Source organism: Pseudomonas wadenswilerensis (genome assembly GCF_024749185.1).
In the GTDB taxonomy this organism is placed as follows: domain Bacteria; phylum Pseudomonadota; class Gammaproteobacteria; order Pseudomonadales; family Pseudomonadaceae; genus Aquipseudomonas; species Aquipseudomonas wadenswilerensis.
This window is the reverse complement of record NZ_CP087191.1, coordinates 3,084,794-3,099,366: the sequence shown is the minus strand read 5'-3', so window position 1 is coordinate 3,099,366 and position 14,573 is coordinate 3,084,794. Positions and strand designations below refer to the sequence as shown.

General features: G+C 63.8%; 13 protein-coding genes and 2 riboswitches. Of the genes, 6 read left to right on the top strand and 7 right to left on the bottom strand.

Annotated elements, in window-relative coordinates; translation table 11 throughout:
- The first annotated feature begins 18 nt into the window (after nt 1-18).
- Entirely contained in the window at nt 19-861 is an 843-nt protein-coding gene (locus tag LOY45_RS14170; RefSeq protein ID WP_115086780.1) for a CsgG/HfaB family protein, read from the top strand.
- Nucleotides 862-1,057: 196 nt separating this feature from the next.
- Here the strand turns inward: LOY45_RS14170 and LOY45_RS14165 are convergent.
- The 6 genes from LOY45_RS14165 to LOY45_RS14140 all read right to left on the bottom strand — a co-directional run bounded on the left by LOY45_RS14165 (nt 1,058) and on the right by LOY45_RS14140 (nt 5,293).
- Nucleotides 1,058-2,259, bottom strand: a protein-coding gene (locus LOY45_RS14165; protein WP_233674886.1) for an IS3 family transposase whose coding sequence is annotated in 2 segments (ribosomal slippage) — nt 1,058-1,953 and nt 1,953-2,259 — 1,203 coding nt in all. Because the reading frame shifts where the segments join, the coding sequence is not laid out codon by codon here.
- Between the two features lie 675 nt (nt 2,260-2,934).
- Nucleotides 2,935-3,180 (bottom strand): DUF1272 domain-containing protein, encoded by a 246-nt coding sequence (locus LOY45_RS14160; protein WP_258577863.1) that lies wholly within the window; start codon nt 3,178-3,180, stop codon nt 2,935-2,937.
- Nucleotides 3,181-3,223: 43 nt separating this feature from the next.
- Nucleotides 3,224-3,970, bottom strand: a complete 747-nt coding sequence (cobM, locus tag LOY45_RS14155) for a precorrin-4 C(11)-methyltransferase (protein WP_258577862.1) — start codon at nt 3,968-3,970, stop codon at nt 3,224-3,226.
- Between the two features lie 30 nt (nt 3,971-4,000).
- Complete coding sequence (locus LOY45_RS14150; protein ID WP_258577861.1) at nt 4,001-4,399, bottom strand: cobalamin biosynthesis protein; 399 nt, start codon at nt 4,397-4,399, stop codon at nt 4,001-4,003.
- A gap of 4 nt (nt 4,400-4,403) precedes the next feature.
- On the bottom strand, nt 4,404-5,096 hold the full coding sequence (locus LOY45_RS14145) for a CbtA family protein (RefSeq protein ID WP_258577860.1): 693 nt from the start codon (nt 5,094-5,096) through the stop codon (nt 4,404-4,406).
- A gap of 11 nt (nt 5,097-5,107) precedes the next feature.
- Entirely contained in the window at nt 5,108-5,293 is a 186-nt protein-coding gene (locus LOY45_RS14140; RefSeq protein WP_115086775.1) for a CbtB domain-containing protein, read from the bottom strand.
- A gap of 98 nt (nt 5,294-5,391) precedes the next feature.
- Nucleotides 5,392-5,619, bottom strand: a riboswitch (cobalamin riboswitch).
- A gap of 59 nt (nt 5,620-5,678) precedes the next feature.
- A riboswitch (cobalamin riboswitch) is annotated at nt 5,679-5,877 on the top strand.
- Between the two features lie 96 nt (nt 5,878-5,973).
- Between LOY45_RS14140 and cobW the strand changes: the two genes are divergently transcribed.
- The 4 genes from cobW to LOY45_RS14120 are packed head-to-tail and all read left to right on the top strand — an operon-like array spanning nt 5,974 to nt 12,471.
- Nucleotides 5,974-7,041: a cobalamin biosynthesis protein CobW gene (gene cobW, locus LOY45_RS14135; RefSeq protein WP_115087114.1), complete on the top strand. Its 1,068-nt coding sequence runs from the start codon at nt 5,974-5,976 to the stop codon at nt 7,039-7,041.
- Between the two features lie 3 nt (nt 7,042-7,044).
- A complete protein-coding gene (cobN, locus tag LOY45_RS14130; RefSeq protein ID WP_258577858.1) occupies nt 7,045-10,803 on the top strand; it encodes a cobaltochelatase subunit CobN in 3,759 nt (1,252 codons plus the stop codon).
- Nucleotide 10,804: 1 nt separating this feature from the next.
- Nucleotides 10,805-11,806 (top strand): magnesium chelatase ATPase subunit I, encoded by a 1,002-nt coding sequence (locus LOY45_RS14125; RefSeq protein WP_134065023.1) that lies wholly within the window; start codon nt 10,805-10,807, stop codon nt 11,804-11,806.
- Nucleotides 11,731-12,471 carry a vWA domain-containing protein gene (locus tag LOY45_RS14120; RefSeq protein ID WP_258577856.1) on the top strand — a complete coding sequence of 247 codons (741 nt, stop codon included), beginning with the start codon at nt 11,731-11,733 and terminating at the stop codon, nt 12,469-12,471. The genes LOY45_RS14125 and LOY45_RS14120 overlap by 76 nt, the downstream gene beginning before the upstream one ends.
- Before the next feature lie 110 nt (nt 12,472-12,581).
- Here LOY45_RS14120 and LOY45_RS14115 read toward each other — a convergent pair whose 3' ends face one another.
- Entirely contained in the window at nt 12,582-12,848 is a 267-nt protein-coding gene (locus tag LOY45_RS14115) for a hypothetical protein (RefSeq protein WP_115086771.1), read from the bottom strand.
- Between the two features lie 239 nt (nt 12,849-13,087).
- Between LOY45_RS14115 and LOY45_RS14110 the strand changes: the two genes are divergently transcribed.
- On the top strand, nt 13,088-14,503 hold the full coding sequence (locus tag LOY45_RS14110; protein WP_258577855.1) for a hypothetical protein: 1,416 nt from the start codon (nt 13,088-13,090) through the stop codon (nt 14,501-14,503).
- Nucleotides 14,504-14,573: the final 70 nt, after the last annotated feature.

Below are 14,573 nucleotides of genomic sequence, written 5' to 3'. Positions count from 1 at the left end.
CAACGGGGAGAAACAGCCATGAAACGATTTCTGAGCACACTGCTGATCCTGGCCGCCTTGCAAGGCTGCAGCCTGCGCGAACCGATGCCGGCCGAACAGGACAGCGAAAGCCCGACCCTGACGCCGCGGGCCTCGACCTACTACGACCTGCTCAACATGCCGCGGCCCAAGGGCCGGCTGATGGCAGTGGTGTATGGCTTTCGCGACCAGACCGGGCAATACAAGCCGACCCCGGCCAGTTCGTTTTCCACCAGCGTCACCCAGGGGGCGGCGAGCATGCTGATGGATGCCCTGCAGGCCAGCGGCTGGTTCGTGGTGCTCGAACGCGAAGGGCTGCAGAACCTGCTGACCGAACGCAAGATCATTCGCGCCTCGCAGAAAAAGCCCGATACGCCGGTGAATATCCTGGGTGAACTGCCGCCCCTGCAGGCAGCCAACCTGATGCTCGAAGGCGGTATCATCGCCTACGACACCAACGTGCGCAGCGGCGGTGAGGGCGCGCGTTACCTGGGCATCGACCTGTCGCGTGAGTACCGGGTCGACCAGGTCTCGGTCAACCTGCGGGCGGTGGATGTGCGCAGCGGCCAGGTGCTGGCCAACGTCATGACCAGCAAGACCATCTACTCGGTCGGGCGCAGCGCCGGGGTGTTCAAGTTCATCGAGTTCAAGAAGCTGCTGGAAGCCGAGGTCGGCTACACCACCAACGAGCCCGCGCAGCTCTGCGTGCTGTCGGCGATCGAGGCGGCGGTCGGGCACTTGCTGGCCCAGGGCATTGAACGGCGCTTGTGGCAGGTGGCCGGGGATGGTGCGGGGGACAAGGCGGTGCTGGATAAATACCTGAGCCAGTACCAGAGCCCATGAAACCCATCGCTGGCAAGCCAGCTCCCACAGGTTCGGCGGCGTACACAGATCAATTGTGGGAGCCGGCCTTGCCGGCGATGCAAGGCAAAGCCTTGCCAGTCAGGTTTACCTCAATGGCTCGGGCAGCCCTGTTCCTTGACGAAACCCATCGCTGGCAAGCTGAACTGGTCAACAGATTTTGGACACCGGTTTAGGTTCATGCCGCAACCTTGAGCTTTTTCTCCATGGCTACCGGGGTTTCATAGCCGTTGTAGCTGTGGAGACGCTTAAGGTTGTAACGCATCAGATAAGCCTGGATGTCTAACTGTGCTTGCGCTTCGGTTTCGTAACCCTCTGCTGGCATCCACTCAGACTTCAATGCACCGAAGAAGCGCTCCATGACGGCGTTATCCCAGCACTGGCCTCGGTGACTCATGCTCTGTTCCAGACCGTACTCCTCAAGAGCAGCCCTGAATTTATGGCTGGTGTACTGACAACCCTGATCCGAGTGGAACATCACTCCAGCCGGTCTACCTCTAGATTCGGCCGCCATTCGTAGCGCCTCGCAGGCAAGCCGGGCATCGGCGATCATTGAGAAAGCCCAGCCCACCACTCGGCGAGCATACAAGTCGATCACAGCCGCCAAGTACAGCCAACGCTTGCCTACCTGGATGTAGGTGACATCGCCGCACCACACCTGGTTGACCGTCGAGACGTTGAAGTTTCGCTTGAGCTGGTTACTCGCGATCAATGCTTCTGTGCCCGATGATCGGTAACGATGCGGCCTGCGTTGCTTGCATTGCAGACCGGCTTCCTTCATCAGCATACGTACCTTGTATCGCCCGGCTTTATGGCCAGCACGACGCAATTCCCGAACCAGCGTTCGCGACCCAGCAGAGCTACGAGAGGCCTTGAAAAGGCTGACCATCGTTGAACGCAGATCCTCTCTGACCGGATCCTTTCGTCCTTGGCGTTTTCGCCATGCGTAGAAACTGCTGCGCCGAACTCCAAGGACGCGACAGCAGTCGAAAACACCAAATTGCTCACTCAGTTCGTTGATCAGCGAGAACGATCCTTGGAGTCCCGAAGCAGGAGAGCACTGGCCTTTTTTAGGATTTCGATATCCCGGTCCTTTTGCCGGACTAGCGCTTCCAGCTCCTGGATTCGCTGCTGCTCTGGAGTGATGGCCTTGGCGCCGACTGGTGTTTGACCTTCTCGTTCCTGGCGCAGTTGCTCGACCCAGCGACGAAGCGCGGTCCGCCCTAGGCCAAGGCTCTCGCAGACATCAGGGACTGACTCACCATCGTCCAGCACCATCTCGGCAGCTTTGATTTTGAATTCGTTCGAGTAAGATTTTCGCACTGATTTTGCCTCCAATTGGGCGCCATAATAGCGCCCGACGAAGGTGTCCAAAATCATTAGGCCAGTTCAAGCCAGCTCCCACAGGTTCGGCGGCGTACACAGATCAATTGTGGGAGCCGGCCTTGCCGGCGATGCAAGGCAAAGCCTTGCCAGTCAGGTTTACCTCAATGGGTGGGGCAGCCCTGTTCCTTGACGAAACCCATCGCTGGCAAGCCAGCTCCCACAGGTTTGGCGGCGTACACAGATCAATTGTGGGAGCCGGCCTTGCCGGCGATGCAAGGCAAAGCCTTGCCAGTCAGGTTTACCTCAATGGGTGGGGCAGCCCTGTTCCTTGACGAAACCCATCGCTGGCAAGCCAGCTCCCACAGGTTCGGCAGCGTACACAGATCAATTGTGGGAGCCGGCCTTGCCGGCGATGCAAGGCAAAGCCTTGCCAGTCAGGTTTGCCTCAATGGCTCGGGCAGCCCTGTTCCTTGACGAAACCCATCGCTGGCAAGCCAGCTCCCACAGGTTCGGCGGCGTACACAGATCAATTGTGGGAGCCGGCCTTGCCGGCGATGCAAGGCAAAGCGTTGCCAGTCGGGTTTACCTCAATGGCTCGGGCAGCCCTGTTCCTTGACGAAACCCATCGCTGGCAAGCCAGCTCCCACAGGTTCGGCAGCGTACACAGATCAATCGTGGGAGCCGGCCTTGCCGGCGATGCAAGGCAAAGCCTTGCCAGTCAGGTTTACCTCAATGGCTCGGGCAGCCCTGTTCCTTGACGATCCGCTGGGTCGACGCCGGGTTGTTGACCAGCTTGGCCACCGAGCGCGCCGGGCGCTTGACCAGCTCACCGCCGCAATTGGGACACTGGCCCTTGAGCTGACGCTCATTGCAGTCGCGGCAAAAGGTACATTCAAACGAGCAGATCAACGCGTCCGGGCTCTCGCCGGGTAGATCAGTGCCACAGCATTCACAGTTCGGGCGCAGTTCGAGCATGGTCAGGTCCTCGCAGGCGGATCGGAATCGTCAGTGTATACGCTCAGGGCCGGTACAGGTGGGCATGCCCGGCGCGGTACAGCGCCGACTCCGAGAAGGTGTCGTTACCCAGCACCCGGCCCACCAGAATCAGCGCGGTACGGCGAAAATCCTTGGCCGCGGCCAGCTCGACAATCGTCTCCAGGGTCCCCAGCACCCAGTCCTGATCCGGCCAGGTCGCCCGGTGCACCACGGCAATCGGGCAGTCAGCGCCATAGTGCGGGCGCAGTTCTTCGACGATTTTTGCCAGGTGCTTGACCCCCAGGTGCACGGCCAGGGTGGTCTGGTGGCGGGCAAGATCGGTCAGTTGTTCTCCAGCGGGCATCGGTGATTTGTCGGCGTAGCGAGTGAGGATCACGCTCTGGGCGATGTCCGGCAAGGTCAGCTCGCAGCCGAGCAGGGCGGCGCTGGCTGCAACGGCGGTGACGCCGGGGACGATCTCGTAGGGAATGCCCAGCTCGCGCAGGTAGCGGATCTGCTCGCCGATGGCGCCATACAGGCTGGGGTCGCCGCTGTGCACCCGGGCCACATCATGGCCCTGATCATGGGCGCGCTTGATCGCCTCGATGATCTGCGCCAGGTGCAGTTCGGCGCTGTTGATCAGGGTCTCGGCGCGGTGACCTTCCAGCACTGCGGCCGGGACCAGGGAGCCGGCGTAGATGATCACCGGGCAGCGCTGGATCAGGCGCTGGCCCTTGACGGTGATCAGCTCCGGATCGCCGGGGCCGGCGCCGATGAAATAGACGGTCATGGGGAGTCCTTGCGGGGAAAGTGCAGATTATCAGCGAAAACCGCTGGTGCAGGCCAATGCCAGGCTGGCGTCGGCCTGCAGGGTGCGGGGTACCAGTAGGCGGGCCGGGCCGCCAAGTTGCTCGGCCAGGGCCAGGGCGGCGCTCTCGGCCACGCCATAACAGCCACTGTGCCGGTAAGCCACCGCAGAACGATGGCTCAGGCGTTGTTCGAAAACAGCCAGTTGCGCCGCACTGAAGAACAGCAGCGGCACGCCCAGGCACCGGGCCAGTTCATGCAGGCCGGGTTCGTCGTGCTTGAGGTCGATGCTGGCTAGGCCCATGACCGCGCCGGGCGGCAGGTCATGGGCGAGCAGGGTACGCGTGAGCAGGTCGCTCAGGGCGTCGGCCGGGCAGCCGCGACGGCAACCCAGGCCGAGGTACAGCTGCATCCGTTCAGGCCTGGCTCGAACGGCGATACAGCCAGGCACTGATCAGGCCCAGGGCCAGCCAGAACGCGGCGTTGGTCAGCAGCGAAGCGACCTTGAACTCGGCTTCCAGGGCTTCTGGGGCGAGCATCTGGTGGACTTCAGGCTGCGGCGCGCCAATCACGTGAGGCACCACCAGCAACACTGCACCGACTATCTTCAGCAGCCAGTTGTGGGCGAATGCGATCAAGGCCAGACCGACGGCGGTGGCGGCAGCCGTGCCGACCCACCAGGCTTGGCGCTGGGCCAGGTCGGCGGCAGCAGTACCCGGCAGCTCCGGGGGCAGGCCCAGGGTCGGCGCCAGGCAGAACACGGCAAAGCCGCCCAGGCCCCAGAGCGCGCCGCTGATCACGGTCTTCGGTGCGCGCAGGGTGTAGAGCGCGGCGAGGATCAGGGCGAAACCGACCGCCACCACCAGGTTGCCGCCGGTGGTCGACAGCACCCGCTGCCAGCCGTCTTCCGGCGACCAGGCTTCGCTGTCGTGATGATGCTCGGCGGTACCGGCCGCATGTTCATGGGGCGCCTCGACCGCAGGCGCGGCGCTTTCATAGGTTTCCGCCTGGAGAATCAGCGGCGCGACCCAGAAGCTTTGCAGCAGGGTCAGCAGCAGGGCGGCCAGCAGGCCGGTAAAGCCTGCAGTACTGGCGATACGCTTGATCATCGGGGCAGCACTCAGTGGCAAGGGAAGGCGGCGCTGTGGCGGGTATCGTGGGCGGCGTTATGCACCGCTTCGATGTGCGAGAAACCGGCGAAGTAGACCAGGCACAGGCCCAGCAGCGAGGCGCCGACAGCAACCAGCAGGCGCTGGCTGAGGCTTGAAGGGGTAACGGCTTCATTACTGGCGGTACTGGTACGCATGGCGCTTTCCTCTTGGTGTTGTCGGCAACAGGCAAGCGCAGCCAACCCCTGCGCGAGGATCGCCCAGGGGGTGTAACAGCGCCCGCCCACCGCGGGTTTGTTCGGTCAAGCGTCGGGCCGGTCTCCGGGCTGGTGAGGGTTGGCAGCTGGCCACACCACAGGCGTCACCTTCCCATGCCAGGCAGCGGGCACAGTGGTTCTGACGCTTTTCTCACTTACCGTTGCGGGGGCAGCACCGGACTTGTCGTACACCAAATAAAGAAGTGTATGACGCACCGGTTTCCCAGTTTCACCCTCAAGGGGCACCCAAACGAATGGCGTTAGCAAATCACGGGCGCGGGCAGGCGTCAATCGTGACAGCAGTTGACCGCTCACCGGGCACTGCGTAGCCTAGCCGCTTCGAGGTTCTTCGGCGCTGGCCGAAGCTAAGACGGGAACGCGGTTGAAGCCGCGGCTGCCCCCGCAACTGTAAGCATTGAAGCGTTCGACACAGCCACTGCACCGCGTGCGGGAAGGCGTCGTTCGACTGGCCCTGGCGCCGGTGCAATGCAAGCCAGGAGACCTGCCTCGGACAGTTTCCGACATTCAACCGGGCGGGGTGATCCGGTGGCGAACAGGCCAGGTGCGTGACACCTTTGGCGCTCGTCCCGCATGCCCGCCATCCTGCCAAGGGCATCGACATGAAAACACTGGCCAAACTCCCCGTCACCATCGTTACCGGCTTCCTCGGCTCGGGCAAGACCACGTTGCTGCGGCATATGCTCGACAACGCCCAGGGGCGGCGCATCGCGGTGATCGTCAACGAGTTTGGCGAGCTGGGCATCGACGGCGAAATCCTCAAGCAGTGCAGCATCGGTTGCAGCGAAGAAGAGGCCAACGGCCGCGTCTATGAGCTGGCCAACGGCTGCCTGTGCTGCACCGTGCAGGAAGAGTTCTTCCCGGTGATGCGCGAATTGGTGGCCCGTCGCGGCGACCTCGACCATATCCTCATCGAAACCAGCGGCCTGGCCCTGCCCAAGCCCCTGGTGCAAGCCTTCCAGTGGCCAGAGATTCGTAACGCCTGCACGGTCGATGCGGTGATCACCGTGGTCGACAGCCCGGCCGTCGCCGCCGGCACCTTTGCCGCCTACCCGGACCAGGTCGATGCCCAACGCAAGCTCGACCCCAACCTGGACCACGAATCGCCGCTGCACGAGCTGTTCGCCGACCAGTTGGCCAGCGCCGACCTGGTGGTCCTGAACAAGGCCGACCTGATCGCTGCCGACGACCTGGCCAAGGTGCGCGCCGAAGTCGTAGAAGAGCTGCCACCGGCGGTGAAGGTGATCGAAGCCAGCAGCGGCCGTCTGCCGCTGGACGTGCTGCTGGGCCTGGGCGCCGAATCCGAGGCGCATATCGATGGCCGCCGCACCCACCACGATTCGCACCACGACGGTGACGATCACGACGACCATGATCACGACGCCTTCGACTCGATCTCCATCGAGCTGCCGCAAGCCGACGAAAGCCTGTTGCTCGATGCCCTGACCCAGTTGGTCGTGCAGCACGGCATCCTGCGGGTCAAGGGCTTTGCCGCTATCCCGGGCAAGCCGATGCGCCTGCTGATCCAGGGCGTGGGCACCCGTTTCGACAAGCACTTCGACCGCGCCTGGCGCAGCGAAGAGCCGCGCACCACGCGCCTGGTGCTGATTGGCCAGGAACTGGATGCGGCACAACTGGAAGCGAGCCTGCGCGCCGCCCTGGGCGCTTGACCGATGCACCTGCTGCGGACCCAGCCCGGTGGTTTTGTACCGGACGACAGCATTGCCGACCTCGGCCAGACCCCGGCCGAGCTGGTAATCCTCTGCAGCGGTGACTCGCACCTGGCGCTGCTGGCCGAAACCGCCCAGCAGTTGCCCGAGGATTTCCCCAGCCTGCGTCTGGCCAACCCGATGCAGGTACAGAATCACGCCTCGGTCGACCTGTATGTCGACCAGGTGCTGCGCCATGCCAAGGTCATCCTGGTGTCGCTGCACGGTGGCGTCGGCTACTGGCGCTATGGTGTGGAACAGCTGCTGGAGCTGGCCGCCCGTGGTGTACAACTGATCCTGGTGCCGGGCGACGACCGTCCGGACCCGGAGCTGACCAGCCTCAGCACGGTGCCGGCCGAGCAGGCCGAACGGCTCTGGCACTTTCTGCGCCAGGGCGGCAAGGCCAATGCCCTGAACCTGTTCAACTGCCTCGCCAGCCAGTACTTGAATTGCGCCTACTCCTGGAGCGAGCCGCAACAACTGCCGCGCACTGCGGTGTATCACCCGCGCAAGGCGGCTGCGGCGCTGGAGGACTGGTTCGGCGAGTGGCAGGTCGAGCAGCCGGTGGTGCCGATCCTGTTCTATCGCTCGCACCTGCAGGCGGCCAACACCGCCTTCATCGATACATTCTGCGAGCGTTTGCAGCTGGCCGGGCTCAACCCCTTGCCGATTGCCGTGGCCAGCCTCAAGGAGGCCGGTTGCCTGCAGCAGGTCGAGGACTGGCTGGACCAGGTCGACGCTGCACTGATCATCAACACCACAGGCTTTGCCCAGTCGAGCCCCGAGCAGCCGCACCTGCGGCCGTTTCGCCGCGATGTCCCGGTGTTGCAGGCGATCTGCGCCCAGGACAACGAGCCGGCCTGGCAGGCCAGCGAGCAGGGCCTGGGTGCCCGCGACCTGGCCATGCACATCGCCTTGCCGGAGCTGGACGGGCGCATCATCACCCGGCCGATCAGCTTCAAGGACCTGGCCTGGCGCAGCGAGCGCAGCCAGTCCGACGTGGTCTGCTACCGTGCCCAGCCCGAGCGCATGGACTTTGTCGCCGAGCTGGCGCGGCGCTGGTGTGACCTGGCGCAGCTACCCAACGCACAGAAGCGTGTGGCGCTGATCCTCGCCAACTACCCGACCCGCGATGGCCGCATCGGCAATGGCGTGGGGCTCGACACCCCGGCCGCGGCGCTGAATATCCTGCGCGCCTTGCAGGCGCAGGGCTATCCCCTGGCCCCCTTGCCCGCCAGTGGTACGGCGCTGATCCAGGCCTTGCTCGGTGGCGTCAGCAATGACCTGGACAGCCTCGACCTGCGCCCGTGCATGCAGAGCATGGCCCTGGAGGATTACCTGGCGGCGTTTGCCGCCTTGCCCGAGGCCAACCAGATAGCCGTGCGCGAACGCTGGGGCGAGCCGAGCCAGGACCCGATGTTCCGCAGCGGGCGGATGATGATCGCCGGCCTGCGCTACGGCCTGACCTTCGTCGGCATCCAGCCGGCCCGTGGTTACCAGCTGGACCAGAGCGCGGTCTACCATGACCCCGACCTGGTGCCGCCGCACGCTTACCTGGCGTTCTACTTCTGGCTGCGTCACGGCTTTGCCGCCGATGCGCTGATCCATGTCGGCAAGCACGGCAACCTGGAATGGCTGCCGGGCAAGGGCGTCGGCTTGTCCGACAGCTGCTGGCCGGACGCCTTGCTCGGCCCGCTGCCGAACATCTACCCGTTTATCGTCAACGACCCGGGTGAGGGCGCCCAGGCCAAGCGGCGCACCCAGGCGGTGATCATCGACCACCTGATGCCGCCGCTGACCCGCGCCGAAACCTATGGGCCCTTGCGTCACCTGGAACTGCTGGCCGACGAGTACTACGAGGCGCAGTTGCTCGACCCGCGCCGGGCCCGCGAGCTGCAGCGCGACATCCTGGCGCTGGTGCGCGACAACCATATCGACCGCGAGCTGCAGATCGAAGGTGCGCTGGACGATGCCGCGGTGTGGCTGCCGCGCCTGGACACCTACCTGTGCGACCTCAAGGAGTCGCAGATCCGCGATGGCCTGCATGTGTTCGGCGAGTCGCCTGCCGGGCGTTTGCGCACCGATACCTTGCTGGCCCTGTTGCGGGTGGAGCGCGGTGATGGGCGCGGGGCCAACGGCAGTTTGTTGCGGGCCCTGGCCAGGGCGCTGAACCTGGGCTTCGATCCGCTCGATTGCGACCTTGGCCAACCCTGGCAGGGCCCGAGGCCTTCACTGCTGGCTACATTGGACGAGGCATGGCGCACGGCGGGCGATACCCGCGAGCGCCTGGAGCTGTATGCCAGCCAGTTGATCGAGCAGATGCTCGACGGCACCGTGCAGCTTGTCGGCGGCCCGGAATGGGCGCAAGTGCAGGCCATTCTCGAGGCGCTGGAGCAGCAGGTCGCACCGCGACTGGACGGCTGCGGCCCGGCAGAAATGCACGGCCTGCTCGCTGCCCTCGACGGCCGTTTCGTGCCCGCTGGCCCGAGTGGCGCGCCAAGCCGCGGGCGCCTGGACGTGCTGCCGACCGGGCGCAACTTCTATACTGTCGATGTGCGCAACCTGCCGACCACCACCGCCTGGCGCATCGGCTTTGCCTCGGCCAACCTGATCCTCGAGCGTCATCTGCAGGATCATGGCGATCACCTGCGCCAACTGGGCCTGTCGGTGTGGGGTACGGCGACCATGCGCACCGGTGGTGACGATATCGCCCAGGCCATGGCCTTGCTCGGTGTGCGACCGGTGTGGGCCAGCGGCAGCCAGCGGGTCGACGATTTCGAGATCCTGCCCTTGAGCCTGCTCGACCGGCCGCGGGTGGACGTCACCTTGCGCGTCTCGGGTTTTTTCCGCGATGCCTTCGGCAACCTGATCAAACTGTTCGACGCTGCTGTGCAAGCGGTGGCGGCACTGGATGAACCGGATGACCTCAACCCCCTGGCGGCCAAGGTCCGTAGCGAACGTACTGAATTGCTGGCCCAGGGTGTGGATGCCGAACAGGCGGGCCGTCAGGCCGGCTGGCGGGTGTTCGGGGCCAAGCCGGGCGCCTATGGCGCTGGCGTGCAGAATGCCATCGACGGGCGCCTGTGGAATGACCGCCAGGACCTGGCCGAGGTTTACCTGAACCACGGTGGCTATGCCTACGGCGCTGCCGATGACGGCACGCCGGCGCGCGCCCACTTTGCCCGGCGCCTGAGCCAGGTGCAGGCGGTGGTGCAGAACCAGGACAACCACGAGCACGATCTGCTCGATTCCAACGACTACTACCAGTTCCAGGGCGGCATGCTCGCCGCCGTGGAAAGCCTGGGCGGCAGCAGCGTCGCCAGCTACCACGGCGATCATAGCCAGCCGGATCGGCCGCGCATCCGCACGCTGAAAGAAGAGCTGAACCGGGTGATCCGTGCCCGGGCGCTGAACCCCAAGTGGATCGACGGGGTCAAGCGCCACGGCTATAAAGGTGCCTTCGAACTGGCTGCCACCGTCGACAATCTGTTCGCGTTCGATGCCACCACGCAGTTGATCGACGACCACCATTACCAGTCGCTGGCCGACGCCTATGTGCTCGATGGCCCGACCCGCGACTTTATCCGCCAGCACAACCCCGAGGCGCTGCGCGACATCACCGAGCGCCTGCTCGAAGCCCAGCAACGCGGGCTCTGGCAGGAGCCCGGCGAGTACCGCGAAGCCCTGGAAGAACAGCTGCTGGACGGCGAAGAAGAGAATTGAAATGAGTGAACCTGCACACTTCCCCCTGGCTGCCGTGGTCGGCGCCGATGAGCTGAAACTGGCGCTGTGCCTGACCGCCATCGACCCGAAGATCGGCGGCGTGCTGATCGAAGGCCCGCGCGGCATGGCCAAGAGCACCCTGGCCCGGGGCCTGGCGGATTTGCTCGGAGCGGGGCCGTTCGTGACCTTGCCGCTGGGTGCCAGCGAAGAGCGCCTGGTCGGCACCCTCGACCTGGATGCGGCGTTGGGCCAGGGCAAGGCGCAGTTTTCCCCCGGGGTGCTGGCCAAGGCCGACGGCGGCGTGCTGTATGTCGATGAAGTCAATCTTCTGGCGGATCATCTGGTCGACCTGTTGCTGGACGTCGCCGCCAGTGGCACCAACCGGGTCGAGCGCGACGGCATTTCCCACCGCCACAGTGCCCGTTTCGTGCTGATTGGCACCATGAACCCGGAAGAGGGCGAGTTGCGCCCGCAATTGCTCGACCGCTTCGGCCTCAATGTGCTGCTCGAGGGCCAGCCGTTGCCCGAAGCCCGTGGCCAGATCATTCGCAGGCGCCTGGATTTCGACAGTGATCCCGAGGCGTTCTGTGCCCAGTGGGCACCCGCTCAGGCGGCCCTGCGCGAGCGTTGCCATGGCGCCCGTGAACGCCTGCAACAGATTGCCCTGGACGACCTGGCCCTGGCGCAGATTACCGAGCGCTGCTTTGCCGCTGGCGTCGATGGCCTGCGTGCCGACCTGGTCTGGCTGCGTGCGGCCCGGGCCCACGCGGCCTGGCGCGGAGCGCTGGCGATCGAAGCTGAGGATATCGATGCCGTGGCCGAATTCGCCTTGCGCCATCGCCGCCGTGAAGCCCCGGCGCCACAATCGCAAGCGCCAGACAACGGTGGGGCGATGCCGCCATCGGCCGGCCAGCAAGGCCAGGGTCAATGGGGCGAACTGCCGCCACAAGCCACCCCGAGCGGCGCCCGGCGCGAGGTACCGAGCTGGGCAAAAAAGCCCTGAGCATCCGCCGGCACACCAGCGCGGATGCCAGACCCCGACCCGGTGCACTGACTGCGGGCCCGCGTGGGCGTGGCAAGCAGGCGGCATCCGGCGCGGTGGCCTGGCCGGCGACCTTGCTCAAGGGCCGCCCGCGCACGCGCAACGACCTGTGCTGGCAGCAGCGCACGGCCAGCGCCCAAGAGCTGTGGCTGGTGATTGTCGATGCTTCGGCGTCAACCCGCCGTCACCAGGCCCTGAGCCGGGCCAAGGGCATGCTGGCGGGGTTTTTCGATCAGGCCTACCGCAACCGCGCGCGACTGACCCTGCTCACCGCCAGCGGCAATGCGCCGCGCTGGCAACGTCACGGGCTAAAAGCCTCGGCGAGCTTGCAGCCGTGGCTGGAGGCGTTGGGGGCGGGGGGCGGTACGCCATTGCTGGCGGCACTGGAGCAGGCACGGAGTTGGCTGCAGGAGCGTCAACGACGCTATCCGGCAGAACTGCAGCGATGCCTGATCGTGACCGATGGCCGGCTCAAGGCTTGGCAGGCGCTACAGCCGCTGCCTTGCCAATCGCTGTTGGTGGATATCGAAAGTTCGCCGGTCAAGCTGGGAAGGGCACAGTTACTTGCGCAACAACTGCATGCCGATTACCAGCACCTGGAGACACTGGCGGTACTCGGCGGATAACCTGGTATCAATAAAAACAACTGCGGCCAAGTGTCGCAGTTTGTCCAGCGAGTTATAGCAAAGTTGCCAAAGGCGTGCGCGAATACAGCGCCTTTGGCAATTAACCGCTATTACTTGGGCATCGACCAAGGCTGCAGGGTATAACCTTTCTCGCTCAACTCGGCACGAACTTCTTCAATCAAATGAGCCAGTTGCGCAGGGTCGGAGTAGGTGCTGCAAGGGACTTGCTTGCTGCCAATGCGGGTGCTGGTCCGGTCGATGACCGCCAGGCTCAACTCGCCGGTACCGTTGGGTACATCCCAGGCAACACACTGGAAAGGTTCAAAGGCGTGGTCGGCAATCAGCAGGGCATCGTTGACACGCAGCGGGGCGTTCATGGGTTCGGTCTCTCTGTGGGCCCAAACATGGAATAAACCCGCGCGCCTGTTTGCGCAGCGGTGAGTTACTTGTACTGATGCACCCGACCGGGGGGTAAGTCACACTTCTTTGGAAAATATTTTAATACCGTTTATCGGTTCATACCGGGGTACCTGGCATTTTTGTCAGTAGCGGCCAGGTTGGGAGGGGAGTTGAATAAGCTCCCGGCCGCAGGGCACTAATGATGACAGGGGGAGGCATGAGCCAAGGAACATCAGCGAGGCAGGGCTTGCAGTCTCCGGTTGTACTCGAGGCCGTGGGAAACAACCTCGTCGATACACTTGAGCGTGCGACAGTGCAAATTCCTGCGTACTCGCAAATGGCCGCCCAGCAGCTGGTGCGAATGATCTGGGATGGCCGGCGGGCGAACAACCAGCACTATTTTCATAGCGAGGACCGTGTCATTGAAGCCGATGAGGTGGGAGGGGCCATCGATTTCATCGTGCTGGCGGAACATATCGCTCCGCTCAACAACGGTACAGTGTCGGTGCACTATCGAGTGTTCGATTATGACAGCGGCTGGCACGAGTCTGAATACCTTGACCTGGAGGTGGGTAGCCTTGAACTGGTACTTCCCCCTCCGTTGGTGGACGAATCCGAGAACGGCAGGCTGGATCCTGTCGGCCTGACGGCCGCCACCGTGCGGGTTGGAATCTACGATGGCATGTTATCTGGGCAGACGGTGTACCTGGAGTGTGTGAGAACAGGTGTCGGCGGAAGCCATTCCCAGCATATCCAGGTTACCGACATACAAGATCTGACCTTTGCCGTACCTGTCGACTTCATCACCCCGGCCGTTAGCCACAACATTATTTTCCGTTACTGGGTGGTTGAAGCGGGTGTACGAGCCAGGCACTCGTGGTTTCTGTTGCTGCAGATCAGGCTAAAGACCCTGGAGCTACAGTTACCCTCGGTTGTCCAGGCCTGTGGTGGCCAACTTGATCCGCTGCTGGCGTTGTCTGGCGTCAGGATCAAGATTCGCTATGCGCATATGACCACGCAGGAAAGAATCACCTTGCACTGGACAGGCACGGCTTTGGGGTCGACCACGCTGGGGCCGCTTACGGGCGATCCTGCCGGTGAGCTTGAGTTCACCGTTCCCCCTGACGTTGTAGGCGCAAACATTGGCCCTAGCCAGCGCGAAGTGGCGGTCCGCTATGGCGTGACTCGCCTGGGGGCTGAAGCGCAGGAGTCACCGCTACTGAGACTCGGTATACAGCCCCTGGCAGGCTTGCCACTACCCGAGGTCGCGGGTGCAGTCGGGTCGACTCTGGACCTTGATCGTTTTGTCGGCGACTCGGCTGTCTCGTTAATACTTTGGCGTTTCGCCCGGGCGGGTCAAAGGGTCTGGCTACGCTGTCATGGTACGAAGCTCAATGGTGAGCCCGATATCATCGAGTTGATCAGCGCAGGCGAGCTCAATGAAGGTGAAGCTGCGAGTGGCCTCAGCAGGGTACTTGCCCGCAATCGTTTGTTGCTGCTACGGGACAACTGCGAGTTTCGGGTGGAGTTCAAAGTCAGCTTCGACCAGACACCGCAGGAAAGTAACGCGGTAACCTTCCCCTTGCTTCGCCTGACCCTGCGCACTGGGCTTAGGTGTACGGTCCCAGAATGAGATGGTGCGGATTAATTGTGAAACGGTCCGGTTCTTGAGTCCAGGCCTCACAGATCACCTTATGCGCTTG